We start from the raw sequence: 26,469 nt of genomic DNA on the forward strand, positions 1-26,469 counted from the left end.
CTCCATTGTGTTGTTGTGATTAGGAGTTGGGGACTACTTATCAGAATACAAGTATTCCCAGAAGTTGATTACAAAGTAATGTAATCTATTTTTATCTTAATTGCATATCCCTTGCTTAAATTTCACTGCAAAAGGATATGAACCAAGCTTTTTTTACATTTTGATACTTGCCAGTAAATTTACTTGGACGACCTTATTTGGATGTCTTATCAAACGGATTCTTGCCAGAACGCATTTCAATTCTCAGGGGAGTGCCAGTCAGCGAGAAAGTCTCACGGAAGTGTTTTTCAAGATAGCGTTTATATACATCGCCCACTGCTTCCAGTGCATTGCCATGAATGACGATAATAGGTGGATTTTGTCCACCCTGATGGGCGTAACGCAACTTGGGACGGATGGAGCCCTTGCGCTTGGGTTGCTGATGCTCTACAGCCTCAATCAAGGCACGCGTAAGCTTGGGCGTAGACAGGTTGACCATCGCAGCAGCATACGCAGCATCGATGGACTTCATCAAAGGAGCGATACCAGTCGATTTGAGTGCTGAAATGAAGTGGAATTTGGCAAATGTCAGGAAATTAAGTTTGCGCTCAATATCCAATTTGATTTCATCACGCCTGTCACTTTGCAAACCATCCCATTTATTGACACCAACAACCAGGGCACGGCCAGATTCCAGGATAAAACCGGCGATATGCGCATCCTGCTCCGAAATATCCTGCTGCGCATCAAGCAGCAGCAGCACGACATTGGCTTCCGATACAGACTGAAGGGTTTTAACGACAGAAAATTTCTCTATCGCTTCAAAAACCTTACCGCGACGACGGATACCTGCAGTATCGATCAAGGAGTAATGAACGCCATCACGCTCGAAAGGTATTTCTATGGAATCACGGGTAGTACCAGGCATGTCAAAGGCAATCACCCTTTCTTCACCCAACAAGGTATTCACCAAAGTCGATTTACCAACGTTAGGTCGGCCAACGATGGCAATCTTGATACCTCTTACATTAGGTTCAGGCTCTTCCACTTCTGGCGGTCGCTGGGCAAAAGCGATATCAAGCATTTCTTCGACCAGATCCGACACGCCATCACCATGAGCAGATGAGATCACATAAGGATCTCCCAGGCCCAGCTCATAAAAGTCTGCAGTAACCGAGGTATATTTCATACCTTCAGCCTTATTCACCACCAACATGACGGAGCGACCTGATTTGCGCAGGAAATCTGTGATGGTTTTGTCATGCGGCGTCAGACCTTGACGGCCATCGACGATAAAAACAACAACATCTGCTTCAGCCACAGCCTGTTTAGTCTGCTTGGCCATTTCATGCATGATGCCTTCTTTGGCGACAGGCTCGAAACCACCTGTATCAATCACCAAAAAGGGGCGTTCACCAACACGGCCTTCGCCGTAATGCCTGTCCCTGGTCAAGCCAGGTAAATCTGCGACCAAAGCGTCGCGTGAACGTGTGAGCCGATTGAACAGCGTGGATTTGCCGACGTTAGGTCGGCCTATAAGTGCGATAACCGGCTTCATTATTATTACTCGGTTGCAAGAGCAACCACTGATCCTGATTTTGTTTGAACGATCAGTTTAGCATCGACCACTAAAGGCGCCGCTAAAATCTGACTACCATCGGTAGTAACACGTCCGATGAAAGAACCATCTTCCCTGGAAAGGAAGTGGACATAACCTGCGAAATCACCAACCGCCACTGCGCGGTCATATGAAATTGGGGCGGAAAGACGACGATAACTGAGTTTATCATTACGCCAGGCACTTGCACCGCCATTACGCGCAAAGGCATTTACTGCACCAGCTACGTCTGCTGCAAAGACAAAGCGCTCGTCGACACTGACACCAACTTCACTGGACAATGCCTTACCCCAGCGCAGAGCACCAGTACCGACATCAAAACAGGCTACCCTGCCCTGATAAGAACTGGCACAGATATCGCTACCCATGATCACGGGCGCGCCGGAAACATCGGCAACGCGTTCGAGCTCAGTAGCTCCCTTAGGCTCGCCTACTGTTGCTTCCCAGCGCAAACCACCATTATTCAATGCCAGCGCAGACATACGACCACCAGGCATGGCAACAATTGCCTGCTGCTCATGTATCACAATGCCAGGGGCGAGACGCAGAGTCAAAGGTGGCAATGGACGCTCTATCGACCATTTACGCTCACCAGTAGTAAGATCATAAGCACTGACCTTGTTATCAATGCTGCGCACGACAACCAGGCCCTGACCAACGGCCGGGGCTGATAAAATCTCGTTTGTGCTTTGCACTTTCCAACGCAATTTACCATCCAGGTCGAATGCCAGTACCTGACCTTTTTCACCTGCAACAGCAACGGTTGTGCCATCGACACCAACACCGGCAGTCAGGCGCATGCCAGCATTGATGCGCCAGACAGTACGACCAGTCGCCACTTCTATACGTGCCAGTGCGCCATCAGCTGCGGCCACATAGACATTCTGCGCATATACAGCAGGAGAAAAAACATAATTGCCTGCAGCACCAATGGCAACAGTCCAGCTAGGCTTGATCGCCATTGTGGCCTTGATGTCAGTCAAAACAGCTGGCTGATTTTTTGCATCGGATTTTGATGAGAACGGATTCAATGACGACAGCGTAGAACAACCAGTCAAAGCCAGAAATGCAGATGACGCTACGAGTAGCTTGGCAGAAAATTGCATGTATGATTCCCCTTATTTACTGACAACTTTAGCATCTGTCACGCCACCGATCACATCCAGCTTCATTTGCAGAGCCTGGCGACCTGGACTTTTATCCGACATTTTTTCCAAAGCTGACTTGTAAGCTGTACGTGCCTCTTCAATCTTATTTTGCGCGATGTAAATATCACCTTTAGCATCAAGCACATCAGCGTCAAATTGCTCAGGGAAAGTGCCCGACAATTGCTTCAAGGCTTCGTCATAGGCTTTTTCATCCAGAGAGATACCTGCCAGGCGTATTTTTGCCAACGCCTTATAGTCATCTGCCTTGGAAGTATCAGCAACCCATTGCAACTGGCTCTTGGCTGCTTTCAGATCATTTGCATCAAACGCACTCTTGGCAGCCACCAATGCAGCCATAGGCGCATACGAAGTAGAAGCAAATTTGGTTTTCAGATCTTCTGCTACTGCCTGTACTTTGGCATTATCTTTGGCAACAACAGATTTTTGCATCTCCTCATATAACTGGGAAGCTTGCAATGCCTGATTGTTTTGACGCGAGGACCAGGCAGTCCAGCCAGCGTAGGTGGCCAGGGCGGCGATAAGCACCCAGGTCGCCATATTGCCGTATTTTTTCCAGATTGCCTTGAGATTATCTAACTGCTCTTGTTCTTCTAAATTGTATGCCATAGCGTCTTCGTCTATCTATGTTATTAATATGTTCAATATGGATTAATGGTGCACATGGTGATGATTTGGATCATCACAGCAATCCGCGTCTGCACTACCGGCGATTTGATCGACCAGATAATCCACTGCTGTATCGAAGGGTACGTTGACCTGATTATTTTCAGTATCGCCAGCACGCAATTCCTTGATACTCACCGTATTATTATTTGCCTCATCTTCACCAATGATGACCGCGTAAGCAGCACCGCTGCCGTCAGCCTTCTTCATTTGCGACTTGAAACTACCCACACCGTTGGCAGTTGCGCAATGTAACACAACATCCAGACCTGCATCACGCAAACGCTCACTTAATACCATGGCTTGCATTTGCGCCTCCGCCCCCTGATGGACCAGATATGCATCGCACATTGCAGGTTGATGCACGTCACCATTGGCTTTCATCAATTCCAGCAAACGCTCTATACCCATGGCAAAACCACAGGCTGGTGTTGGCTTGCCACCAAAAATACCAAACAAGGCATCATAACGACCACCAGCGCACACCGTGCCCTGCGAACCCAATTCGTCAGTAATCCATTCAAATACGGTACGGTTGTAGTAATCAAGGCCGCGCACCAGACGGGGGTTGATCGTGAATGGAATGCTGTTGTGACGCAAAATCTTTTGCACACCTTCAAAATGTGCCAGGGATTCTGCACCCAGATAGTCGAGCAATTTTGGCGCTGCATTAACCATCTCTTGCATGGCTGGGTTTTTGGTGTCCAGAATACGCAAAGGATTGGTCAACAAACGCCTTTTTGCTTCCGCATCGAGGATATCCTGATGTTGTTCAAAATAAGCGATCAATGCAGCCTTGTGCTGATTTCTTTCTTCTGCATCGCCTATGGAATTCAATTCCAGGCGCACCTTATCCAAGCCCAGGTCATCCCAAAAACGCTGGCACATCATAATCAGTTCCGCATCAATATCGGGGCCGGTAAAGCCCAGCGCTTCAGCACCAACTTGATGAAATTGACGATAACGGCCACGCTGCGGTCTTTCGTGGCGGAACATGGGGCCGGTATACCACAAGCGCCTTGGGCCATCATAGACAAGATTATGTTCAATCGCAGAACGTACGACACCAGCCGTACCTTCAGGACGCAAAGTCAGCTTGTCGCCATTCATGGAGTCTTCAAAGGAATACATTTCCTTTTCAACGACATCAGTTACTTCACCCAAACCACGCGCAAACAAATTGGTAGGTTCAACGATGGGGGTACGGACTTGCTGAAAGCCGTAACTCTTCAACACGGATTGCACAGTATTTTCAAACAACTCCCACAACGGGGCGTCGTCCGGCAAAAGGTCGTTCATCCCTTTCACCCCGGCGATTTTTTCTGCTTTTTTTATTTCCGACATGCTTGCTACCTGATTTAATTATTTATTACGCCATGCACTGGGGCATAGTGACTCTTGACATATTCCAGCACGATGTCCTGAAACTCTTCTGCAATGCGGTCGCCACGCAAGGTAAGCGCCTTGGCACCATCAATAAAGACTGGCGCGGCAGGTGACTCGCCCGTGCCTGGCAAACTGATACCGATATTGGCATGTTTGGATTCACCGGGACCATTAACGATACAGCCCATGACGGCGACGTTCATATTTTCAACACCTGGGTACTGACTTTTCCAGACTGGCATCTGATTACGCAAGAAGCTCTGGATATCATCAGCCAACTCCTGGAATACAGTAGAGGTGGTTCTGCCGCAACCAGGGCAGGCAATGACCATAGGTGTGAATTTACGCAGACCCATGGTCTGCAAAATCTCTTGCCCGACAATAACTTCTCTGCAGCGATCGCCACCTGGCTCTGGCGTCAGTGATATGCGTATGGTGTCTCCTATGCCTTCTTGCATCAGCACAGACAGCGCTGCGGTGGAAGCAACGATGCCCTTGCTGCCCATGCCCGCCTCGGTCAGGCCAAGGTGCAAGGGATAATCACAACGCGCCGCCAGCTCGCGGTAAACCGCGATCAAATCTTGCACTCCAGATACTTTGCAAGACAGAATAATCTTGTCACCAGCCAGACCCAATTCTTCTGCTTTTTGCGCACTCTCAATGGCAGAGGTGATCAGGGCTTGATACATGACTGCCTGCACACTCCATGGCGTAGCACGTTTGGCATTGTCGTCCATGATGCGCGCCAGCAAAGCCTGGTCCAGGCTACCCCAGTTAACACCTATACGTACTGGCTTATCGTAGCGGCAAGCCATTTCTATCATCTGGGCAAACTGGGTATCGCGCTTGGCACCCTGCCCTACATTGCCGGGATTAATTCTGTACTTGGATAAAGCCCTGGCACAGTCAGGAAAATCATTCAGCAGAGTGTGGCCATTGTAGTGAAAATCACCTACCAGAGGCACATCGATATCCATTCTATCGAGCTGCTCACGTATCGCCGGCACCGCCGCTGCGGCCTCAGCATTATTGACTGTGATACGCACCAACTCAGAACCGGCCCTGGCCAATTCCTTGATTTGTATCGCAGTGCCGATCACGTCTGCTGTGTCGGTATTCGTCATGGACTGCACTACGACAGGAGCACCGCCACCAACAAGAACTTCGCGGGCACCATAAACAACCTTGGCAGAACGGGAAGCGCGTCTAAGCTTGGGACCAGAACCAATTTCTGATAAAAAATCCGTCATCTTTACTTCACATTCATATTAATGACATTACTATCTTTGCCCGGTGCAATCCCCATGGACTTGCCACGCAACCAGCCATCCACACCGGCAGCATTGCCTATCCTTAACTGTAATGCTTCTTTCATGTCAAATACTTCTTCAGTACCAGCTTTAGCGAGATGAGAAGTTACGACGGTGCCGTTTTCACGTTTTACCTGTATCCATGAATCCTGCCGGAATTTCAATTTCAGCTGATTATTAGCTGCATCGGCAACTGGCTGAGTTGACGCTACCGCAGGGATAGAAACTGGGGCTGGGGCTGGGGCCAAAACGGGAGCAGATATGGTCGCAGGTGCAGGGCTTTGCTGAACAACTGCCGACGCTGACGCGCCCGGCACTTCCTGATTCAACTTAGGTGGAGCGACAGCATCCTGAGCTTCCGGCTTTGCCTCATTGGCAGTACCAAGCACGGTAGGAATAGTCGACGCAGGGGATTTTTCAGCTTCCGGCTTTACGGTAGCAGGCGGAGTACTTTCCAGTGGCTTTTCAAGTTCGGCATCAGGAGTTTTTTTTGCGGGCTGGGTAGATATCAAATTCTTGAAATAATCATTCTGCTCCAGCTTTTGCACAGCAACAAAAACCAGGGCACAAACTGCAAGCACAACAGCGCCAATCACATACTTGCGATTATTATTGGCATCTTGCCGCCCCAGGAAAGGCGTGCGCGACTCCATGAACGGCGTTGCCAGGGTGGGACGCAAATCCGCATCCAAACCGCCCAAGCCTTTTTCTGCCGGCAGCGAATCGATAATTGGTACTGGGTCAAGCTTGAGAAGCTTGGCATAAGAGCGCACAAAACCACGCACTATCACCATCTTGGGCAAATCGTCGAACTGATTATTTTCCAGCGCAAGTATTTGTCGCTGAGACAACTTGAGTTGATCTGCAACCTGCTGCAGACTCAAACCCAATTGAACACGCGCAGCAGACAGTTGCGCACCAGCAGTCTGCACCACAGACAAAATAGCTTTGTTCTCAACTATCTCCGAGGCCAAAGGTTCTACAGGTAAATTCGCGCCCGCATCACTCATCAAACACTCCACGTTGGTACAGGGAAAATTCTTTTGAATTTGGATGACGACGACGCAATTGCGTGCCCAGGCTATTCAGTGCAGCCTCATCACCCAGTTTTTTTTCAATTTTCATGGCCAGCCACAAGACATCTGCAGCCAACACTTCAAACTTAAGCACTCGACCGATATAAAACCGCGCTTGCTTGTATTCCCCGCGCTTATACAATACATCAGCCAAATTGGCATTAATCGCCGGATTGCCCGGGTCTTCGCGCAAGCCTTGCATAAAATAGCGTTCAGCACCAATTGAATCTTTCATACGCAAGCTGCACAGACCAGCATTATTCAATGCCTTGCCTGGTGCGGTATACGCAGGGTCCTTAATTGCACTATCCAGATATACCAGGCCTTGCTTTTCACGCCCGTTCAGGCACAAAAACCAGCCATAATTATTACCAATATCACTATTGCCTGGTGCCAGCTTCAGTGCATGCAGAAAATTATCTTCAGACAATTGCTTTTCGCCCATATCCATAAAAATCAGTGCGCGCAGACTGAAAGCATCAACCAGATCAGGTGCAATCACCAGGACTTGACGTATCTCCTCCAGGGCGACTTTCAGTTGCCCCTGCTGATAATAGCCCACAGCCAACTGCATGCGTATGGATGCACGTTTTTGTGCATCCTGCTTTTCGGCAGACATGTTTTCCTCTGGCCTGTCACCCTCCAGGCGCCTGGATGCACATGCAGACAAGGAGAGCGCCACGACCAACAGCACCCCGGTAAAAAAACACTGACGCATTTGAAAAATTTTCACTGAGTGATCTCCACGATCTTGCCAAAATTTTCGCCAAACTTCTTTTGATATTCCGCCATCTTTTGCATGCGCTCTTGCACGCGTGTTCTGTCTTGCACTTCTCCAGCCAACTGACCACAAGCCGCGTCAATATCATCACCACGGGTTTTACGTGTTGTTGTTACCAAGCCTGCATCCAGCAAAATCTGCGCAAAAGCTTTAATGCGCGGGTTGGCCGATCGTTTCAGCCCAGATTCCGGAAAAGGATTAAAAGGAATCAGGTTAAACTTGCACGGCACATCGCGCACCAGTTCTATCAATTCTCTCGCATGCGCATCAGTATCATTGACACCATCCAGCATGCAATATTCAAACGTCACGAAATCGCGTGGTGCAAATTCCAGATAGCGCTTACAAGCCGCCATCAACTCCTGCAAGGGATGCTTCTTGTTCAGGGGTATCAGGCTGTCACGCAAAGTATCATTCGACGCATGCAGGGACACCGCCAGTGCCACCGGACATTCCTGCGACAGCTTGTCTATCATGGGGACCACACCACTGGTAGACAGTGTCACACGGCGGCGCGACAAGCCATAGGCATTATCATCGAGCATGAGACGCAAAGCAGTCACAGTTGGTTCAAAATTCAGCAAAGGCTCACCCATGCCCATCATGACCACATTGGTGATCTGACGTTCGCCCTTGTGGCCGGGAGCAATACCTTTGGTCTTGCGCAATTCAAATTCTGCCATCCAGAGCTGGCCGATGATTTCGCCCACACTCAGGTTACGGTTAAAACCTTGTTTGCCAGTAGAACAAAAGCGGCAATTCACAGCGCAGCCTGCCTGAGTAGAAATACACAGGGTGCCACGGTTTTCTTCAGGAATAAATACAGTCTCTACAGCATTACCCTGACCGACATCGACCAGCCATTTTCTAGTGCCATCTGTAGAAGTATGGTCACTGATCACAGCGGGAGCGGCAATCATCGCCCGCGTAGCGAGCTTCTCGCGCAGGGATTTCGCGAGGTCTGTCATTTCATCAAACGAACTGGCGCCAAACTGGTGTATCCAGCGCTGCAATTGCTTGGCACGAAACGGCTTCTCACCCAAGTCGCCGCAATACGCAACGAGCTGTGCTGGATCCAGATCCAATAAATTTGTGAGTACCGTCATGATCTTCTCTTTCGCACCTCATACAGCACCAGACCGCATGAGGTGTATATCTTAATTCTTTATTCTGTTACATGCAGACAAAGTCTGAATTAACGGGAATAAACGTTCAACGCTGGGAAGTAGTAAGCGATTTCCACAGCAGCTGTTTCTGGAGCATCAGAACCATGAACAGCGTTAGCATCGATAGAATCAGCGAAGTCAGCACGGATAGTGCCAGCATCTGCTTTCTTAGGATCTGTCGCGCCCATCAGGTCACGGTTTTTCAAAATTGCGCCTTCGCCTTCCAGAACCTGGATCATCACAGGACCGGAGATCATGAAATCAACCAGATCCTTGAAGAAAGGACGTGCGCTGTGAACAGCGTAGAAACCTTCAGCTTCAGCACGGGACAACTGCGCCATACGGGCAGCAACTACTTTCAGGCCAGCGCCTTCAAAGCGGCTGTAAATTTGACCGATGACGTTTTTTGCAACTGCATCAGGCTTAATAATAGACAATGTACGTTCGATAGCCATCTAAAAACTCCAATAAAAAGAAAGGGTTAAGAAAAATTTCAAGAATTCATCTAACCTTAGATTTTAACATGAAACCACCATCCCAGATATGTCTTTCAAGAAATACAATTGGTCGCAGGCTGGATCAATTAAACTTTTATTATCTGAAATAAGGATTTCATTGCATCAAGGCAAATCCACTGTCAATTGTTAGCAGTATTGGTGAATTTGCCGCCGTAAAATCTAGATCAGATCAAAAACTGCCATGGATTCCACATGGGATGTATGAGGGAACATATTGATGACACCAGCACTGCTGAGGCGGTAACCAGCCTGATTGACCAGCATACCAGCATCCCTGGCCAAGGTGGAGGGACTGCATGAGACATAGACCAGGCGCTTGGGCTTTAATTCAGGTGCAATTTCGCCCAGATCAATCAGCGCCTGGCAAACAGCCATGGCACCATCACGCGGTGGATCGATCAAAAAGCGGTCAAATTTGCCCAACTTGACGAAATCTTGCGCAGTTATTTCAAACAAATTGCGCGTACTAAATGATGTTTTGCCAGCCAGACCATTGTGTTTGGCATTTTCCAAAGCACGCTCGGTCAGGGCATCACTACCCTCAATACCAACCACTTCCTTCGCCAGGGTGGCAATGGGCAAAGTAAAATTGCCCAGACCGCAGAACAGGTCGGCAATACGTTCATCTTTTTGCACATCCAGCATGCGCAAGGCGCGTGCCACCAGCACACGGTTGATATGATGATTCACCTGTGTGAAATCAGTAGGCTTGAAAGGCATTTTTACGCCAAATTCTGGCAGCAAATAATGCAAATCACTGGTCGCGGGATAATAAGGCTCGGCAGTATCCGGCCCCTTGGTTTGCAACCACCATTGCACCTGATACTGATCTGCAAATGCCTTCAATTTAACTTCATCATCCTTGGTCAATGGCGCCATGATGCGCAAGACCATGGCAGTGACACCCTCACCTATCGCCAACTCAATTTGCGGCAAAGCCTCAACGATAGACAAAGACGCGACCAAACCACGCAAAGGCATGAGCATTGCAGAAACATGCGCAGGTAATATCTCACAGGTTTCCATATTCGCGACATAGCGCGATTTTTTCTCATGAAAACCGACCAATACCGTGCCTTTTTTGATCACATGACGCACTGACAGACGGGCACGGTAGCGGTAACCCCAGGTTGGACCTATGATGGGGCGCAGCATGATGTCGGATTTGATCTTACTGATATGCCAGAGATTATCTTCCAGCACGCGCTGCTTCATGGCCACCTGTGCACTGGCATCCAGATGTTGCATGGAGCAACCGCCACAGGTGCCAAAAAATTCACATTTAGGTTCAACACGCTGGGATGACTCGCGTACCACACTCATCATGGTCGCCGCTTCCCAACTGGCTTTCTTCTTGTAGGTGCTGAACTCCACCAATTCACCCGGCAGTGCGCCATCAACAAAGACTACCTTACCCGTGGTGCCATCTTCATTTTGCAAATTACCGACGCCACGCGCGTCCATATCTAAAGAGCGAATTTCTATTGTATTCATGGAAATTGGCGGCGCAAAACATATCACGCCGGTAGGAAGTGAGATTTAAAAGACGGAATTATAAGAGATGCGCGGATGCGCATCTCAAGAAATATTCGAATTGACCAAGGAATGCGCTTTAAAGTACAGAGTCACGCCCTACACCACGTGAGGCAAATGAACGTTTGAGCTTAATCAACGCCTCTTGCTGTATCTGACGAACGCGCTCGCGGGTAATCCCCATTTCATCCGCCAGGGTTTCCAGCGTTGCCGGATCATCATTATCCAGACCAAAGCGGCGGACGATGACGATGCGTTGCTTATCAGGTAATTTTGACAACCAATCTCTGACAAGGATGGTCATTTCGTGTTGCTCTGCCCGTATGTCTGGCGCATCATCGCTATCGCCGGGCAACATATCCATGAGACTTGATTGAGGATCATTGTCAAGCGGCGTATCAAGCGAAGTTGCATGCTCCGATAAGGTCAGGATATCCTGGACTTCATCTACCGGCCGGTCGACCAACAGGGCAATATCTTCCAGCGCTGCGTCCCTGCCATCGCGCCTTTGTGATTCAAGGTGGTACTTGGCCCGCAATATCTGATTCAACTCACGCACCATGTGCACTGGCAGGCGTATGGTCCTGGCCTGATTCATGATGGCGCGCTCTATACTTTGACGTATCCACCAGGTTGCATATGTTGAAAAGCGAAAGCCCCGTTCAGGCTCAAACTTGTCTATCGCATGCATCAAGCCCAGATTGCCTTCTTCTATCATATCGAGCAAGGCAACGCCACGATTGATATAGTGTTTGGCAATAGACACAACCAGGCGCAGGTTGTGCTCTATCATTTTTTGCCTGGCTTCAAAATTACCTTGCTTGGCCAGCGTTGCGTAATGCAATTCTTCAGCCGAGGCAAACAAGGGCCGCGTACCTATCTGATTCAAATAGTATTGAGTGGTATCTGTAGAAAGTTCGGCAGCAAGAACATTTTTTAGCTCGTCAATAGGGGCAACAATCAGCGCAGCCGGATCTTCACTTTGCTCGTCTTGCCCCTCCTGCGTCAGATCTGCTGCATCATCAATATCCGCAGCATCAGAAGCAGGATGCGCGTCTCCATCAGCAGCATCGGCAGACATGTCCGATTCATCGCTAGCGGCAGAATTTTCCAGCTTATAAGTGCTTAAATTGTTATGCATGATCTGTGCTAGTTTGCGAGTCCGGTAAGTGAGTCTTGCTTGAACAAATTATTTCTAAAAACGCCAATATTAATTTACCAATACAGTTTTTCTGAAAATACCTACACAAAAAGCTGTCAATTTAGACAAAACATCTACACTTGCTGCATCTTCACAACAAACCAGCGCAATGACTTAGCACGATGACTTCGCAAATGAGCTAGCGAGCAGGCAGATATCTCGCCGGATCAACTGGCTTACCCTGCACCCGGATTTCAAAATGCAGCTTCACAGTGTCACTGTCAGAATTTCCCATTTCAGCAATTTTTTGCCCCTTACCTATGCTTTGCCCCTCTTTAACGAGTATGGACTTATTATGCGCATAAGCTGACAGCAAGGTGCTGGTGTGTTTAATAATCACCAGATTACCATAACCACGAATGCCACTGCCTGCATATAAAACTTTGCCGGCACCTGCTGACAGAACATCCTGCCCCATCTTGCCAGCAATATCGAAGCCCTTGTTCTTAACATCGTCAAATGTCGCCAGGACTTTACCGTCAGCAGGCCATATCCACTCAACATTTTCAGATTCGGCAGATACTGGCTCTGCTGCCTTGGTTGGCGCAGTGGTTTCAGATTTAATTACAGGCACTGCCGGTGTAACAGATGCCACTGCCGTCGCATCTGTTTTCTGCAACTCAGCAAGGTTAGCCTCCGAAAACGGCCGCTTATCGCCACGCGGGCTTGTTTTGTTGGTAGCAGCATTCACTGGCAGAGGCTTGACTTCAATCCCAGCGTTCGATGCCACTCCCGTCGTCTGCGCCCCCTGAGTACCATCTGGTGGCGCTACCCGCAAAACCTGCCCTACCTTGATATCATTCGGGTTTTTCAAGTCATTCCAAGCAACCAGGTCGCTATAACTTTGACCATGGTCGAGGGCGATCCTGTACAGGCCATCACCACGTTTGACCACATAAGTACCGCGCGTATTATCCGGGGTTTTTACGACAGGCTTGACGACTTCAACAGGAGGCGGATCAAAAGGCCGCGGATCAAACCCTCGCTCTACCACGGGCGCTTTATTCTGTATGCCGGTAGTACACGCGGTCATGGCTGCAAGTACCGTTATTGCCATGCCAGCTTGTAATATTTTCTGTATTTTCTTCATTTCTTTTTTAATCTATCAAATTCATTGTCACCGGGAGCAAGGCTAAATTACACCAGGATGCAAGGGTACAAAATGGCAGGATTCCATCACAGAGCTATTCCATTCGTAAGTGGATACACGTTCAATCAATTGCAATACCTGATTGCGCCCACCCACTGGTGCAACCAGTCGACCGCCCACCCGCAACTGTTTCAGCAAGGTCTGCGGCACTTCCATTCCCGCTGCTGCCAATATGATACCGTCAAACGGTGCCTCACCCGGCAAACCCAGCATGCCATCACCATATAAAAGTCTGATATTGGCGATGCGCATAGGGCGCAAATTACTTTTAGCCAGTTCATGCAGAGCCTTGATGCGCTCTATTGAATATACTTCTTTGACCATGACTGACAAGACAGCAGCCTGGTAGCCGCAACCAGTACCAATTTCGAGTACGCGCTCAAGCTTGCCACCATTGCGCATTATCTCCAGCATGCGGGCAACAATATAGGGTTGCGAAATGGTTTGATGATGACCTATGGGCAAAGAGGCATCAATATAGGCCTGACTGGCCATGCCAGACTCCAAAAACAAGTGCCTGGGTACTGCTTGCAGGGCTGCCAGCACGGTAGCATCTTTAACCCCTTGTTGCGCAACGCGCGCAACCATGGCCCGCCTTACTCCTTCAGAGACCAAGGGACCGGACAACAGAGATGGTGACAATCCTGATGAAGAACCCGCAGCGCCCTGCGGCACATGCAACTGCTGCGACTTTGCCGCTTTCGCTGCAGCAACACCACTCAAATGATGTGCAGCATTACGCATGGCAGTTTGCGGCATGGCTGTATGCCGCACTGCCCCACCACCAACTTTGTCTTTTTGGTTAACCACGGAAGACAAGGTTAAAGGGAAACGCTTATCCTTGGTCGTCATGCAAAATCCATATCCAGATCAGCCAACTGCCGGGTATTCGTCAAATCTATCTGCAAAGGTGTCACTGATACAAAATGTCTGGATGTTGTATCAAAGTCTGTTCCTGCACTGGCGTCTCGTGCCGCACCTGGCGGCCCTATCCAGTAAATATCCCTGCCATGCGGGTCCGTCATGTGGATGACGGGCTCAGATGTATGACGCTTGCCCAGACGCGCCTTGCGCACGCCCTTGATCTCATCAAACGGCAGATTCGGTATATTCACATTCAACAAGTATGGGCTAGCCAGCCCCGGGAAACCGCGCTTCACCATGTCAAGCGCAATACGGGCAGCTGCGTCCAGATGCGTCCAGGCTTTTTCGGTTTGTGAAAAAGCAATTGCAGGAATCCCGAATAAAAATCCTTCAGTCGCTGCAGCAACAGTACCTGAATACAAAGTATCGTCACCCATATTCTGTCCCTGATTGATGCCCGAGACGATCAGATCAGGTTTATCCTTCATGATGGCGGTCAGGGCAATGTGCACGCAGTCAGAAGGAGTACCATTCACGAAGTAAAAACCGTTGCTGGCACGCTGCACACTCAATGGTCTGTCCAGCGTCAATGCATTCGACGCCCCGGAACGATTACTGTCGGGTGCCACTACGGTTACCTCGGCTATCGATGCCATGGCTTCAGCCAGCGCCAAGATACCTGGAGCCAGATAACCATCATCATTACTGATCAGAATTTTCATGCTTTGTATTCTACCTGATGCTGAAATATAAATTTCTACAGAGAACAGATTTTTACGGCATAATCACAAAATCAAACGGTCGTACTATTTTATGGAGACACTAAAATGAAAGCTGTTGTTTGCAAGGAATGGGGATTGCCAGACACTTTGGCGATAGTAGACTTACCAGATTTGGTACCGGCATCCGGCCAGGTTGCCATCAACGTCAAGGCGGCCGGTGTCAACTTCCCGGACGTGTTGATCATACAAAACAAGTATCAGTTCAAACCTGAGCTGCCATTTACCCCCGGCAGTGAATTGTCTGGCATCGTGTATGCCGTTGGTGAAGGTGTCAGCCATGTCAAAGTTGGCGACAAGGTGATTGCCTTTATCGGTAATGGTGCATTTGCACAACAGGTAGTTGCCCCTGCCAACGCCGTCATGCCTATGCCACCTGGCATGGACTTTGATATTGCAGCAGCGATTACCCTGACCTACGGCACGTCCCACCATGCAGTAGTTGATCGCGCCCAATTGAAAGCTGGAGAAACCATGCTGGTGCTGGGTGCTGCGGGTGGTGTCGGTCTGGCGGCCATAGAAATTGGCAAAGCCCTGGGCGCACGTGTCATTGCCGCTGCATCCACCGATGAAAAACTGGAAGTTTGCAAACAACATGGTGCCGATGTCACCATCAATTACAGCAACCAGGACTTGCGCGAAGCCATCAAAGCAGCCACTGAAGGTAAAGGCCCGGACGTTATTTATGATCCGGTAGGCGGAATTTATGCAGAACCGGCTTTCCGCTCGATAGGCTGGCGTGGCCGCTATCTGGTAGTGGGTTTTGCCAATGGTGAAATACCCAAGCTGCCTTTAAACCTGACCTTACTGAAAGGGGCTTCGCTGGTTGGCGTGTTTTGGGGCGAGTTCGCCAAGCGCGAGCCCAAAGCGAATCTTGCTGCCATGCGTGAATTGATGGGCTGGCTGCATGAAGGAAAAATCAAACCACATATTTCTGGCCGCTATGCACTTAAAGATACACCAGCAGCCTTGAATGACCTGGCGGCACGCAAGGTCACTGGCAAGATAGTCATACAACCTGAAAAATGACGTAGAACAAGTAGTACAAGATTGTTCAGACCTCACTTGACCGTGAGGTTTTTTTTGCAAAAACCTGCTTATGAACGGTTATTGGCGGTATCACCCAACCAGTAACGATTGATATCCTTTATACCCCATTTGGCTGCATCTTCACGCGAAGCTATCTTGTCATTGCTTCCCAGCCGGGATAGATCGATCAGTTCCGGCGTAATGTAAGCCATGGATTTGACTGAAAAAAAGATTCTTACCTTGGGTAGCAATAGCGACTTGCCCACTTGTTGCTCGACCACGACGGCCAGACGACCAGATTCCAGTTTTACCAGCGTACCAACAGGGAAAATACCTATGCTTTTGACGAAAGCCTGGAATATTTTCTCATCAAAATGACCACTACTCCATTCTGCCATTTTGCGTAGAGATTCTGCAGGACACCAGCCTTGCTTATAGGGACGATCAGAGGTAATTGCGTCATACACATCGCATACCGCACCCATGCGCGCATACAAGCTTATTTCTTCCCCCTTCAAACGTCTGGGGTAACCACTGCCATCTATTTTTTCGTGATGATGCAGGCATACATCAAGGGCAATAGCACTGACGCCCTTGGCTTCTTTCAACATTTTGTAACCGGCTACGGGATGTTCCTTGACTGAGACGAATTCAGCGTCAGTCAGCTTGCCCGGCTTATTCAAAATGTCGGCATCCACCATCATCTTGCCTATGTCATGCAGCAAACCTGCCAGGCCAGCTTCCCTGGTTGCTTCTTCAGACAAACCCAGTTGCTTTGCCAATGCCACCATCAGAGCGCATACGGCAATCGAATGCATGTAGGTGTAATCGTCCTTGGTTTTCAATCTGGCCAAACCGATCAGGGCACCGGGATTACGCATGACAGAATCAGCGATCTCTTCCACCATGGTCTGCGCATTGCCAACATCAACCACCTTACCCATGCGCGCTTCATTAAACATGGTAAACACGGCTTGCTTGGATTTACTGACTATGGCTGAAGCGCGTCCCAATTCATCATCCATGGAGACAGTGCTAATTTGACGGGGAGGAGCTATTGAAGCAGGAAGAGGCTCTGGAGTGGGTTCAGCTTGTGGCTCGGCTTGTGGCTCAGCCTGTGGTTTGACTGGCGGTTTTTCTACCGCTTCAGACAAAACGTCCAGCCCCTTACTGACATCTATCCAGGCATGACGAATTCTGGTGGCTTGAATTTTTTTTAATTCTTCTGCTTCTGCCAGGATAAAAGACTTTTGCCAAAATGGTGTGTCTATCCAGGAACTGCATAGTTCCTGCACATACATGCCAACCCTCAGTTGAGCAATTTCAATTTTCTTCAACATAGGCGGGAAAAGTTGTAGATTGGATAAGCAAATAAAGCTTCAAGATATGTCATCCAATTATTCTACAAAGCCCGCCTACAAGCCAGCAGTTAAAGCAGCATATTACAAAATTTTTCTTTCAGGCAAGTTGCTCAGCAAATTCATGGGCCGGAAAAAATCCTGCATGGTTTTATTGCCAATGAAACTCAGGTTATATGGATGTTCCGCACAAATTTGCTCATAAAGCGCAGCTTCAGGCATGGCACGCAACTGCTCGGCAATCTTGCCCCATAAAACCAGTACTGCTAACTGGACTGCATGTGCTTTCTGATGTTGATGCAGAGCGGATAAAACTGTTTGCAAAAATGGCTGCCATGCTTTCGCATCTTTTACCGGGGCAGTATCTTCACGAAACACCAGGCTGGCATTCAATAACAAGAATCCCTGCCCGATGAGGTTTTGCTGCAAATCATCCAGTGTCTGCACAAAACCGCTCTCTGGCTTGCGCGCCAGACTTGCGACAGCAGCCATGGCATCCCCTGCGGTTGCCTCTTGCTGCAAATGAGCCGAGGTCACCAGCAACATCTTCATGAAATTACGCAAAGACGTGGCGCGATTGACTTTCTTGGATAAGCCACCGCCCACTTCATCTGACCACAGGCTTTTTACTGCGCCGTCCATAAAACAATAGCCTGTTGCACTGTCTGCGCGTGGATATGGTCCTTCGCCCATCAGGATATAGCGCACGTCATCCATAGGCATGGAGAAAGCAGCAAATAATCTGGCTTGACTGGGCAGATAGACGGAAGACATCAAACCTGAAAAATAGTTTGGACTGGCCACATGCACTCTTTGCAATCCTGCCTCTATCACAGGTCGCCAGGATGAATGCGCCTTCCCAATAGCTAAACGTATATCTTCAGGACAGGCATCTTGCCATGAAGTCATTGCTGCCCACCCGGCATGGCAGACGGCAGAGAAGCGGTAGGCAGGCCTGGTGTCACCATTGGCGGTGGCGGGCTGCTTATCGGCCCACCTGGCGCATCATTATGCCTGGCTGAAGGGAAAGCTACTGGTGCCACTTGTGGCGGCACGGTATTTGCCTGATTCAAAGGCGGTATCTGTACCGGCCCACGATTCATATCGGGCATTTGCGGCATTTCAACACGGCGCATGATTCCCGATTCAGAAACCATCACGTATTGTTCATGCACTTCTTTCAAAATCACGCCAGGGGCAACTTCTTTGTCCATGGCCACAGCCAGTGCTGGCTTGCCATTGGCACTGATGATGGCAAGGCTCTTTTCAGCCCGCTTCGCCAAAACAATACCTTTTAACTGATAGTTGGTAGCGGCAGCCTGCATGGCCTGGCTATTACCGAAAATGCCACCCCACTGCCCGGTTCCCGGCTCATAACTGTTTTGCTGAAACCCTGCAGCAACTGCCCTGGCCTGGGGCTTGAACAAACGCAGAGCCCAAAAGCTCAGAGATGCACAAAGTGCGATAAATATAATAAACGTCACAAGGACAGGTAAGCGTTTCATTTTTATCCTTTTAGCGTACCAATTGATTTATTTCTATGATAGGCATCAATACTGCGAGTACGATGAGCAAGACCACAATACCCATGGTCAAAATCAACACCGGCTCCAGCAAACCTGCCATGGTCATTGCCCGGCGTTCCAGGTCTTGTTCTTGTGTATTCGAAGCACGCTCCAGCATAGCCGGTAACTCACCAGTCACTTCACCCGCACGTATCATGTGTATCAGCATGGGCGGGAAATGCTTGTGTGCTGACAAGGCACGCGCCAGGCCCACACCTTCCCTGACGCTGGCAGTTGCTTCTTCAACCTGGGCACGCATGGCCACATTCGATAGCGTTTCACGGCTGGTTTGCAAGGCTTGCAAGATCGGCACGCCAGACCCTGTGGTGATGGCCAGCGTGCTGGCAAACCTGGCCGTGTTCAGGCTGCGTTCAAATTTGCCATACAAGGGCGCATTCAATAACCAGCGGTGCCAGCGCATCTTGAAGTCAGGATTACGCAACGCCAGTCGCCATAAAGAAAAAGCAGCAGCAGCCAGTATCGCTACTATCCAGCCATAAGCACGTACAAAGTCAGAAATCGCCAGCATCACCAGCGTCAGAAAAGGTAGTTTCTGCTTGGTATTGGCAAATACAGAAACGATTTGCGGCACCACATAAGTCAATAAGAAAATTACGATGGCAAAAGCCACGACAGTCACGATTGCCGGATAAGTAAACGCCAGCCTGACTTTTTGCACCAGTGCATTGCGTCTTTCTATGTAATCGGCCAAGCGCGACAGTACGCGCGACAAATGCCCGATGTGCTCACCGGATGCCACCAAGGCACAATAGATGTCTGCAAAATCATTGGGGTGCTGCTTCAAGGCATCCGACAATGAATTACCTGCCATGACTTCAGAGCGTATCGAGCCAACCAGGTCGCGCACATAAGTGCGCTCAGACTGTTCGAGCAAGGCCGACAAAGACTGCTCCAGCGGCAAACCGGCTTCCAGCAAACTCGACAACTGCCGGGTAAACAAGGCATTTTCCACCGTCGACAAGTGGTCGCCAAACAAGCTGGTTTTGCGCTTGCCACCGGCATCCATCTGACTGGCAATGGATTCAACACTGACAGGCACCAGACCCTGGGCACGCAAGTCACTGCGTGCCGACCTGGCACTATCAGCATTCAATACCCCTTTGCTGGTATGGCCTGTGGTATCAACAGCCTCATATCGAAATGCTGGCATGTACTTATTCCTTCGTCACGCGCAACAACTCTTCAGGCGTAGTGACACCAGTTTTCAACCAGCGCTCACCATCTTCACGCATGGTTTTCATGCCATCGGCCTGTGCTGCCTTGCGCACTTCAGCTTCTGCTGCTTCATGATGTATCTGGGCACGAATCGCATCGGTGGTTTGCAATAATTCATAGACGCCAACACGTCCCTGATAACCAGTATGGCCGCAATGCTCGCAACCGACTGAATGCCAGGTACCTTCTTTTTCAACACGGCAATGAGTACACAGTTTGCGCACCAGCCGTTGTGCGACGACGCCAAGCAAGGATGAAGACAACAGGAAGGGTTCTATCCCCATGTCCAGCAAACGCGTGACTGCCGCAGCAGAGTCATTGGTATGCAGGGTTGCCAGCACCAGGTGACCTGTCAAGGATGCCTGCACGGCAATCTGCGCAGTTTCCAGATCGCGTATCTCTCCGATCATGATAACATCAGGATCTTGCCGCAAAATTGCCCGCAAGGCCTTGGCAAAAGTCATTTCGATTTTTGCATTCACCTGCGTCTGCCCAACACCTGCCAACTCATATTCAATAGGATCTTCTACCGTCAGAATATTCGTGGTACCGGCATTTACCCTGGATAAGGCTGCGTACAAAGTGGTGGTTTTGCCTGATCCTGTTGGCCCTGTCACCAGCACGATGCCATGCGGTTGTGCGATCAGTTTATCGAATTGCGTCAGCACATCGGCACTCATGCCCAGATGACTGAGATCCAGACGCCCTGCTTCTTTATCCAATAAGCGTAGTACGGCACGTTCGCCGTGACCAGTTGGCAAAGTGGATACCCGCACATCGACGGGCTTGCCACCGATGCGCAAGGTAATACGGCCATCTTGTGGCAAGCGTTTCTCAGCAATATCCAGTTGCGCCATGATCTTGATACGCGAAATCAAAGATGCATGAATTGCTTTCTTGGGTCGCACCACATCACGCAAGGCACCATCGACGCGGAAGCGTACTACGGAAATCTGCTCAAACGGCTCTATGTGTATATCCGATGCACCATCGCGTAAAGCCTGCGTCAGTAGCGCATTGATCATGCGTATCACGGGCGCATCATCAGCCGACTCAAGCAAGTCTTCAATGGCTGGCATATCCAGCATGAGCTTGGCCAGGTCCAGGTCAGACTCAACTTCGCCCACGACGTCGGCGGCATCGCCACCAGAACCGGCATAGGCCTTGGCAATCGCCTCAGACAATTCTGTATGGGGCAACATGAGCAGTTTGACCTTGCCAAACTTGCGCCCGACTTCAGATATCGCTGCAGATGGCGTCATCTTGGAAATCTGGATTTCAACGACACCATTGACAACAGCATGGTCCCTGACGGCCAGTACAGAGAAGTCCCTGGCAAAACCATAAGGCAATAAACGATGATCAAGCATGGTTTATTTGCCTTCCTGGCCTGTTGTCGTTGTTTTCTCAGGAGAGATCAGCAAAGGCGTAGTCAATAATTTTCCTTTTTCCGCAGTAGGCCATAAATTCTCGGCAACGCCGTCCTTGGAAGGTACGATCTGGGTACGCATATAGTCGTAGCGGTCTACAGAAATATTATTGCTTTGCTCTGCACTGCGTATCACCGTAGGACGCAGGAATACCATCAAGTTCGTCTTGGAGCGTTTGCTGGTCTGGTATTTAAACAGATTACCGATGAAGGGCAAATCACCCAGGCCAGGTACTTTCTCCCCGCCATCAGTCGTACTGTCTTCAATCAAGCCGCCCAGTGCAATGATTTGGCCGTCATCCACCAGCACATTGGTGGTGATGGAACGTTCCTTGGTAATAATACCCGCAGCATTGGTCGTATCATCGACACTCGATACTTCCTGATAAATCGCCAGTTTGACTGTGCCACCTTCAGAAATCTGCGGCTTGATCTTCAGTTTCAAACCAACCTGTTTGCGATCTATGGTCTGGAAAGGATTGACGCCCGCTGTGCCACTGGACGCAGTCGTGAACTGGCCGGTAATCAATGGCACATTTTTACCGACGATAATATTTGCCTCTTCATTATCCAGCGTGACGATATTTGGTATCGACAAGACATTGGCATTGCCATCTGTCTGCAGTACACGTGCCAAGGCACCCAGGCCCAATTGGCCATTGACCTGCTTGAATATACCAAGGGATAAACCAGCACCTGGCAACACAGAACCTACTGTTGCTGCATTACCTGCGGCAAGATTAAGCAGATTATTGCCTTTGGTAGAGAATGAGGTACCACCGCCAACACGATAATTACTGGTGCTGTCACCCGACAAACCCATCCATTGCACACCCAGCTCATTCGACTTGTCAGCGCTAATCTCGACAATCAGGGCTTCGACATATACCTGCGCACGACGTGCATCAAGCTGTTCAATGACAGTGCGCAAGTTGCGATAGACAGGCTCACTGGCGGTGATGATCAAAGTATTCGTGGCCGCATCAGCCTGGATATAACCGGCTGCACCGCCGCCACTGGAACTGCCGCTGGTGCTGTTATTACTGAATGAGGGCATACTGGTTTGTGTGCTGCCAGTCGTGTTTGCAGCAACAGGCGCATTCGTGCCATTGGCAGCACTGCCAGCATTCGAAATATTGCTGCTGGAGCTACGTGAAGAAGATGTGTCACCTGTCACGATGGAACGCAAGGTCTGCGCCAGTTTTTCAGCTTCGGCATTCTTTAAATAAACCACGTGTACATTGCCAGGTTGCGATGTAGGCTGATCAAGCTTGGCGATCAGGGACTTGATCTGGTTTGCCTTGGCAACTGATGAAGCACGTACCAGGATGGCATTGGAACGTGGGTCGGCCAGCAATACTGGCTTGGTTGGATCAGCACCACTGCCACCTGAGTCGATGACCTTGGAGACCATGGCAGCGATGTCAGAAGCAATCGCATGCTTGACCAATATCACGTCCATATCTGTCGTGGCTGGCACATCCAGCGCAGCGATGATCTTGTTCAGGCGCTTGATATTGTCAGCATAATCGGTGATTACAACGGTGTTATTGCTGGGGTTGCCATTGATCGTATTATTCGGTGAAATCAGCGGACGCAATATAGTGACGATATTGGCGGAAGACTCATAATTCAGCTTATAAATCTGGGTGACAACCTGATCGCCTTTGGCAGTTTCAGATCTTTCCGAACTGGTATTTTGGGTAGGCCCTGGTTGCAACTTGGCATCTGATTCTGGTACCACCTTGGAATAACCGTCAGCTGCCACCACTGAAAAACCTTGCAGGCGCAAAGTGGAAGTCAGTAATTTATAAGCCTGGTCCTTGGTCAAAGGTGTTTCTGATACCAGATTGATCTGCCCCTTGACCCGTGGATCAATGATGAAAGTCACGCCAGTGTAGTGACCTATCGCCTTGATGGCCGACTCAATGTCCGCGCCCACCAGATTGATGTCTACCGTATTTTTTGACGGGTCTTGGGCCATGGCCATGGGTGCCATCAAGAAACCAGCAGTCAATACTGCTGCACCAGTCAATGCAGACAATTGCTGGATAGGTTGGCGTAGCGAATTTCTTGTCATGGCGACCCTGTGCTTTAATGGAAATGTTTTCATTTGAACTCTAACGCAATTACATCTTTTTCACCGTCATTACGACGCTGCCCAAGCAAATTCAATAAATTTGCCAGCCTTGCTTCCTGTCCTGCCTCTGCCCATGCCTTGCCAGAAAACTGGAAACGACCATTTGTCATTTTCCCGCTTCCTGCCAGCATCATCGGGCCCTTCATCGTCAACAACTGCATGTCTGCCTCGGTCCCGCGCAAATCAAAAGCCATCTGATAACTACCCAAGGGTTTGATAGGCGACAGGCGAGACGCCATTTCTGCCAATTCCAACTGCATATGCCCGGTCATACTCAGTTGCGCGTTCTTGCGCGAAAACAGTAACTCATTCCAGGACAAATGCAATAAACCTGTTGGCCCCACGGTATTCAAGGGTGCGCCCAGACCTTCCAGACGTTCTGGTGGCAACAACAAGACCGAAGGGCTGACTTGCCACTGACTGAAGTTGCCAGCAATCTTGACTGGTGCCGACAAAGCCGCAGAGTTTTCCAACTCAGCCTTGATTTGCCCGAACATCAACAGCGGTGAAATACGCCACTGAAACCGCCCAGGAAACAAGGGCGTCACTGGCCCGCTTTTGCCCGCAGCCACACCTATAAATGCTGACCCCTGCCAAAAACTGCCCTGCACATCCCCCAGACTCAACCTGCCCTGGCTTTGCCTTTCCAGGACAAAGCCCAGCCAACTGGCAGGCAAAAACACGACGACAGTCAAGATGACGCTAAGAATTGCAGCCAGTATCCACGTCAAACGTCGGGTAATTAACATCGCTTTAATCCGGCCTCAGGAAGAACTTCTTTGTTGTCGCAAAGTCAAAGTCGCACTTACCAGCCCGCTTTCCAGCAAGGACACGAGTTTTGCTTCTTCCACCGTCAATCTTGAGGCCTTCTGCATTTCCACCAGGCATTCCATCAAATTTGCATAAGAAGCACTGGGAATTTGCAAACGGACCAAATCATCACTGACGGCAATAGTTTGTACCTTGATGCCACGTCTTCCCAGGACTGCCTCTAATTGCTCGCGAGTGACGGGGGCGACAAATTCAGACAAATTGGCGGTCAGACCGGCTTGCTGCTTGCTCAACTCAGTGATTTCTGCCAATTGCTGATTCAAGACTGGTAGCGCAATGTTTAACTGCTTGCGTCCATTCAAAGCAGGTGCCAGGAAAAAACCATAAGTGATTGCGGCAAGAATAAATGCAGCACAAATGAGCAGCATCTTGCGCTCACGCTCTACCCGGGCTTGCCAAAAGAAATTGAACTGCTCTTTAATTGCGCTGAACATCAGTCCTTACCTCCGGTAGAAATACGCAAAGCACCATCTGACGAGGTACTGATTTTCATGGACTGTTCAGCCAGGGCCGAGCGCAAGGCATCCATGGGCACTTGTACATTGGGCTTGATCCTGACGAATAGCGATCTGTCCTTATACTCTACCGATGCCACACCACCGGGTACACCCACCCTGTCCCAGACCTGCGAAAATTGCGCCGCAATAACAGCAAAATCATTGGCTGCAAATTGACCTGCGGCTCGTTTGGCAATATTGACTTTTTGTTGCATCTGTTTCAGTGGGCTATCTGAAATAACCGTCTCTTTTGGATAGGCATTCCGGTACACCTGCAACAAGGCGTTTTTCTGGTCTTTTTCTTCGCGCTTGAGGTTGAACCATTCGATGTTCAGCGCCAGTAAATTGATAACCACCAAGGCTATCGCCAAACGCACTGGCCAGCGCCATTTGCTCCAGTCAAAACTGGCCATGTGTTCTGCCGCTACACCCGTCATCAGATCAGGCGTATCTGAATTGATACCTGCCACTCTGTTAACCCAGCTTACGGGCATGACTTCTATCTTGTCTTCCAGTTCCAGGGTTTTAAGCGCAAGCTGACTAGCTTCAATAGCAGTGGCCGGAACGTACGCAGCAACTTTAGGGCTGGCACTTAATTGTGCCAACATGGAAAGTGCATCGCTCATGCCAGCACTTTCCAGACTCAGGCCCAGACCATGCTGAACACCGTCACGCAGGCTCAGTTCCAGCCCTTCATCTTTTTCTTCTATCAAGGCCGAGGCAGTCTGGCTTGGCACATCAAAAGCCAGAGCCAACTGTGCCGGATAGGCAGAAAACTTTCTGCTCGGCCAGTCTTTTACCTTCTTGGCCAAACCTTCCAGCCAGGCTTTATCTGTAACGGCAACAATGATTTCGCCATCAAGCACATCGCCACTGACCAGGACCAGGTCAGATGGATCAGTAATCAATTGGTCTTCCAGCAAATTGGGTAATGCCTGCTTCAGCTTGGCAGCCGACATGGGCGGCACTTTGGTTCTCAGCAAACTGGTGTCGCTGGCAGCCAGAATAAAAGCAACCTGCTTTGCACTAATCGCCAGGGCTTTCAATTCAGCCAGGCTGGAATGCCCTTGCTGTTGCAAACGTCCTTCTGCCGATATCAAGGCGAAAGCCAATGCTTGCGCCGACCAATCTGGCCTGTGTTGTGCCGCCACTCTGGAGGGCAAAGAGATATACAGTGTGCTTGCCATTTTT

24 protein-coding genes are annotated in these 26,469 nt (G+C 49.6%); 1 reads left to right on the forward strand and 23 read right to left on the reverse strand.

Features of this window, described 5'->3' with window-relative positions; translation table 11 throughout:
• Window positions 1–193 precede the first annotated feature (193 nt).
• The 14 genes from der to surE all read right to left on the reverse strand — a co-directional run bounded on the left by der (window position 194) and on the right by surE (window position 15,136).
• A complete protein-coding gene (gene der / locus ACO0LD_RS24890) occupies window positions 194–1,537 on the reverse strand; it encodes a ribosome biogenesis GTPase Der (RefSeq protein WP_423010974.1) in 1,344 nt (447 codons plus the stop codon).
• 5 nt (window positions 1,538–1,542) lie between these two features.
• Window positions 1,543–2,703 carry an outer membrane protein assembly factor BamB gene (bamB, locus tag ACO0LD_RS24895; protein WP_423010976.1) on the reverse strand — a complete coding sequence of 387 codons (1,161 nt, stop codon included), beginning with the start codon at window positions 2,701–2,703 and terminating at the stop codon, window positions 1,543–1,545.
• A 12-nt stretch (window positions 2,704–2,715) separates the two neighbouring features.
• Window positions 2,716–3,372 carry a YfgM family protein gene (locus ACO0LD_RS24900; protein ID WP_423010978.1) on the reverse strand — a complete coding sequence of 219 codons (657 nt, stop codon included), beginning with the start codon at window positions 3,370–3,372 and terminating at the stop codon, window positions 2,716–2,718.
• 42 nt (window positions 3,373–3,414) lie between these two features.
• The gene (gene hisS, locus ACO0LD_RS24905; protein ID WP_423010980.1) at window positions 3,415–4,773 is read right to left on the reverse strand and encodes a histidine--tRNA ligase; all 1,359 of its coding nucleotides are present in this window, start codon (window positions 4,771–4,773) and stop codon (window positions 3,415–3,417) included.
• A 14-nt stretch (window positions 4,774–4,787) separates the two neighbouring features.
• Window positions 4,788–6,065: a flavodoxin-dependent (E)-4-hydroxy-3-methylbut-2-enyl-diphosphate synthase gene (ispG, locus tag ACO0LD_RS24910; protein WP_423010982.1), complete on the reverse strand. Its 1,278-nt coding sequence runs from the start codon at window positions 6,063–6,065 to the stop codon at window positions 4,788–4,790.
• Window positions 6,066–6,067: 2 nt separating this feature from the next.
• A complete protein-coding gene (locus tag ACO0LD_RS24915) occupies window positions 6,068–7,135 on the reverse strand; it encodes a helix-turn-helix domain-containing protein (protein WP_423010984.1) in 1,068 nt (355 codons plus the stop codon).
• Complete coding sequence (gene pilW / locus ACO0LD_RS24920) at window positions 7,128–7,934, reverse strand: type IV pilus biogenesis/stability protein PilW (RefSeq protein ID WP_423010986.1); 807 nt, start codon at window positions 7,932–7,934, stop codon at window positions 7,128–7,130. Before pilW ends, ACO0LD_RS24915 begins: the two co-directional genes overlap by 8 nt.
• Entirely contained in the window at window positions 7,931–9,091 is a 1,161-nt protein-coding gene (gene rlmN, locus ACO0LD_RS24925) for a 23S rRNA (adenine(2503)-C(2))-methyltransferase RlmN (protein ID WP_423011101.1), read from the reverse strand. The genes pilW and rlmN overlap by 4 nt, the downstream gene beginning before the upstream one ends.
• 86 nt (window positions 9,092–9,177) lie before the next feature.
• Window positions 9,178–9,603, reverse strand: a complete 426-nt coding sequence (ndk, locus tag ACO0LD_RS24930) for a nucleoside-diphosphate kinase (protein ID WP_110253161.1) — start codon at window positions 9,601–9,603, stop codon at window positions 9,178–9,180.
• A gap of 222 nt (window positions 9,604–9,825) precedes the next feature.
• Window positions 9,826–11,160 carry a 23S rRNA (uracil(1939)-C(5))-methyltransferase RlmD gene (rlmD, locus tag ACO0LD_RS24935; protein ID WP_423010988.1) on the reverse strand — a complete coding sequence of 445 codons (1,335 nt, stop codon included), beginning with the start codon at window positions 11,158–11,160 and terminating at the stop codon, window positions 9,826–9,828.
• A gap of 118 nt (window positions 11,161–11,278) precedes the next feature.
• On the reverse strand, window positions 11,279–12,340 hold the full coding sequence (gene rpoS / locus ACO0LD_RS24940) for an RNA polymerase sigma factor RpoS (RefSeq protein WP_423010990.1): 1,062 nt from the start codon (window positions 12,338–12,340) through the stop codon (window positions 11,279–11,281).
• 199 nt (window positions 12,341–12,539) lie between these two features.
• A complete protein-coding gene (locus ACO0LD_RS24945) occupies window positions 12,540–13,490 on the reverse strand; it encodes a peptidoglycan DD-metalloendopeptidase family protein (RefSeq protein ID WP_423010992.1) in 951 nt (316 codons plus the stop codon).
• Window positions 13,491–13,532: 42 nt separating this feature from the next.
• Window positions 13,533–14,402 carry a protein-L-isoaspartate(D-aspartate) O-methyltransferase gene (locus ACO0LD_RS24950; RefSeq protein ID WP_423010994.1) on the reverse strand — a complete coding sequence of 290 codons (870 nt, stop codon included), beginning with the start codon at window positions 14,400–14,402 and terminating at the stop codon, window positions 13,533–13,535.
• A complete protein-coding gene (surE, locus tag ACO0LD_RS24955) occupies window positions 14,399–15,136 on the reverse strand; it encodes a 5'/3'-nucleotidase SurE (protein ID WP_423010996.1) in 738 nt (245 codons plus the stop codon). The genes ACO0LD_RS24950 and surE overlap by 4 nt, the downstream gene beginning before the upstream one ends.
• A 105-nt stretch (window positions 15,137–15,241) precedes the next feature.
• Between surE and ACO0LD_RS24960 the strand changes: the two genes are divergently transcribed.
• On the forward strand, window positions 15,242–16,222 hold the full coding sequence (locus ACO0LD_RS24960) for an NADPH:quinone oxidoreductase family protein (RefSeq protein ID WP_423010998.1): 981 nt from the start codon (window positions 15,242–15,244) through the stop codon (window positions 16,220–16,222).
• 68 nt (window positions 16,223–16,290) lie between these two features.
• Here ACO0LD_RS24960 and ACO0LD_RS24965 read toward each other — a convergent pair whose 3' ends face one another.
• The 9 genes from ACO0LD_RS24965 to gspL all read right to left on the reverse strand — a co-directional run bounded on the left by ACO0LD_RS24965 (window position 16,291) and on the right by gspL (window position 26,465).
• Window positions 16,291–17,562: an HD-GYP domain-containing protein gene (locus ACO0LD_RS24965; RefSeq protein WP_423011000.1), complete on the reverse strand. Its 1,272-nt coding sequence runs from the start codon at window positions 17,560–17,562 to the stop codon at window positions 16,291–16,293.
• 102 nt (window positions 17,563–17,664) lie between these two features.
• A complete protein-coding gene (locus ACO0LD_RS24970) occupies window positions 17,665–18,489 on the reverse strand; it encodes a uracil-DNA glycosylase (RefSeq protein WP_423011002.1) in 825 nt (274 codons plus the stop codon).
• On the reverse strand, window positions 18,486–19,085 hold the full coding sequence (locus ACO0LD_RS24975) for a type II secretion system protein N (RefSeq protein ID WP_423011004.1): 600 nt from the start codon (window positions 19,083–19,085) through the stop codon (window positions 18,486–18,488). Before ACO0LD_RS24975 ends, ACO0LD_RS24970 begins: the two co-directional genes overlap by 4 nt.
• A gap of 10 nt (window positions 19,086–19,095) precedes the next feature.
• Window positions 19,096–20,316 carry a type II secretion system inner membrane protein GspF gene (gene gspF / locus ACO0LD_RS24980; RefSeq protein ID WP_423011006.1) on the reverse strand — a complete coding sequence of 407 codons (1,221 nt, stop codon included), beginning with the start codon at window positions 20,314–20,316 and terminating at the stop codon, window positions 19,096–19,098.
• A 4-nt stretch (window positions 20,317–20,320) separates the two neighbouring features.
• Window positions 20,321–21,751 (reverse strand): type II secretion system ATPase GspE, encoded by a 1,431-nt coding sequence (gene gspE, locus ACO0LD_RS24985; RefSeq protein ID WP_423011008.1) that lies wholly within the window; start codon window positions 21,749–21,751, stop codon window positions 20,321–20,323.
• 3 nt (window positions 21,752–21,754) lie between these two features.
• A complete protein-coding gene (gene gspD / locus ACO0LD_RS24990; protein WP_423011010.1) occupies window positions 21,755–23,923 on the reverse strand; it encodes a type II secretion system secretin GspD in 2,169 nt (722 codons plus the stop codon).
• Complete coding sequence (gene gspN / locus ACO0LD_RS24995; RefSeq protein ID WP_423011012.1) at window positions 23,920–24,699, reverse strand: type II secretion system protein N; 780 nt, start codon at window positions 24,697–24,699, stop codon at window positions 23,920–23,922. The genes gspD and gspN overlap by 4 nt, the downstream gene beginning before the upstream one ends.
• Window positions 24,700–24,714: 15 nt before the next feature.
• Window positions 24,715–25,215 (reverse strand): type II secretion system protein GspM, encoded by a 501-nt coding sequence (gspM, locus tag ACO0LD_RS25000; protein ID WP_423011014.1) that lies wholly within the window; start codon window positions 25,213–25,215, stop codon window positions 24,715–24,717.
• Complete coding sequence (gene gspL, locus ACO0LD_RS25005) at window positions 25,215–26,465, reverse strand: type II secretion system protein GspL (RefSeq protein WP_423011016.1); 1,251 nt, start codon at window positions 26,463–26,465, stop codon at window positions 25,215–25,217. Before gspL ends, gspM begins: the two co-directional genes overlap by 1 nt.
• Between the last annotated feature and the right edge of the window lie 4 nt (window positions 26,466–26,469).

The organism is Undibacterium sp. Ji83W (assembly GCF_049340385.1).
GTDB lineage: Bacteria > Pseudomonadota > Gammaproteobacteria > Burkholderiales > Burkholderiaceae_D > Undibacterium.

What these genes read in the sequence shown, in the direction of transcription:
- der (WP_423010974.1), bottom strand. Translation starts at nt 1,537, where the DNA reads ATGAAGCCGGTTATCGCACTTATAGGCCGACCTAACGTCGGCAAATCC.
- bamB (WP_423010976.1), bottom strand. Translation starts at nt 2,703, where the DNA reads ATGCAATTTTCTGCCAAGCTACTCGTAGCGTCATCTGCATTTCTGGCT.
- ACO0LD_RS24900 (WP_423010978.1), bottom strand. Translation starts at nt 3,372, where the DNA reads ATGGCATACAATTTAGAAGAACAAGAGCAGTTAGATAATCTCAAGGCA.
- hisS (WP_423010980.1), bottom strand. Translation starts at nt 4,773, where the DNA reads ATGTCGGAAATAAAAAAAGCAGAAAAAATCGCCGGGGTGAAAGGGATG.
- ispG (WP_423010982.1), bottom strand. Translation starts at nt 6,065, where the DNA reads ATGACGGATTTTTTATCAGAAATTGGTTCTGGTCCCAAGCTTAGACGC.
- ACO0LD_RS24915 (WP_423010984.1), bottom strand. Translation starts at nt 7,135, where the DNA reads ATGAGTGATGCGGGCGCGAATTTACCTGTAGAACCTTTGGCCTCGGAG.
- ndk (WP_110253161.1), bottom strand. Translation starts at nt 9,603, where the DNA reads ATGGCTATCGAACGTACATTGTCTATTATTAAGCCTGATGCAGTTGCA.
- rlmD (WP_423010988.1), bottom strand. Translation starts at nt 11,160, where the DNA reads ATGAATACAATAGAAATTCGCTCTTTAGATATGGACGCGCGTGGCGTC.
- rpoS (WP_423010990.1), bottom strand. Translation starts at nt 12,340, where the DNA reads ATGCATAACAATTTAAGCACTTATAAGCTGGAAAATTCTGCCGCTAGC.
- ACO0LD_RS24945 (WP_423010992.1), bottom strand. Translation starts at nt 13,490, where the DNA reads ATGAAGAAAATACAGAAAATATTACAAGCTGGCATGGCAATAACGGTA.
- ACO0LD_RS24950 (WP_423010994.1), bottom strand. Translation starts at nt 14,402, where the DNA reads ATGACGACCAAGGATAAGCGTTTCCCTTTAACCTTGTCTTCCGTGGTT.
- surE (WP_423010996.1), bottom strand. Translation starts at nt 15,136, where the DNA reads ATGAAAATTCTGATCAGTAATGATGATGGTTATCTGGCTCCAGGTATC.
- ACO0LD_RS24960 (WP_423010998.1), top strand. Translation starts at nt 15,242, where the DNA reads ATGAAAGCTGTTGTTTGCAAGGAATGGGGATTGCCAGACACTTTGGCG.
- ACO0LD_RS24965 (WP_423011000.1), bottom strand. Translation starts at nt 17,562, where the DNA reads ATGTTGAAGAAAATTGAAATTGCTCAACTGAGGGTTGGCATGTATGTG.
- ACO0LD_RS24970 (WP_423011002.1), bottom strand. Translation starts at nt 18,489, where the DNA reads ATGACTTCATGGCAAGATGCCTGTCCTGAAGATATACGTTTAGCTATT.
- ACO0LD_RS24975 (WP_423011004.1), bottom strand. Translation starts at nt 19,085, where the DNA reads ATGAAACGCTTACCTGTCCTTGTGACGTTTATTATATTTATCGCACTT.
- gspF (WP_423011006.1), bottom strand. Translation starts at nt 20,316, where the DNA reads ATGCCAGCATTTCGATATGAGGCTGTTGATACCACAGGCCATACCAGC.
- gspE (WP_423011008.1), bottom strand. Translation starts at nt 21,751, where the DNA reads ATGCTTGATCATCGTTTATTGCCTTATGGTTTTGCCAGGGACTTCTCT.
- gspD (WP_423011010.1), bottom strand. Translation starts at nt 23,923, where the DNA reads ATGAAAACATTTCCATTAAAGCACAGGGTCGCCATGACAAGAAATTCG.
- gspN (WP_423011012.1), bottom strand. Translation starts at nt 24,699, where the DNA reads ATGTTAATTACCCGACGTTTGACGTGGATACTGGCTGCAATTCTTAGC.
- gspM (WP_423011014.1), bottom strand. Translation starts at nt 25,215, where the DNA reads ATGTTCAGCGCAATTAAAGAGCAGTTCAATTTCTTTTGGCAAGCCCGG.
- gspL (WP_423011016.1), bottom strand. Translation starts at nt 26,465, where the DNA reads ATGGCAAGCACACTGTATATCTCTTTGCCCTCCAGAGTGGCGGCACAA.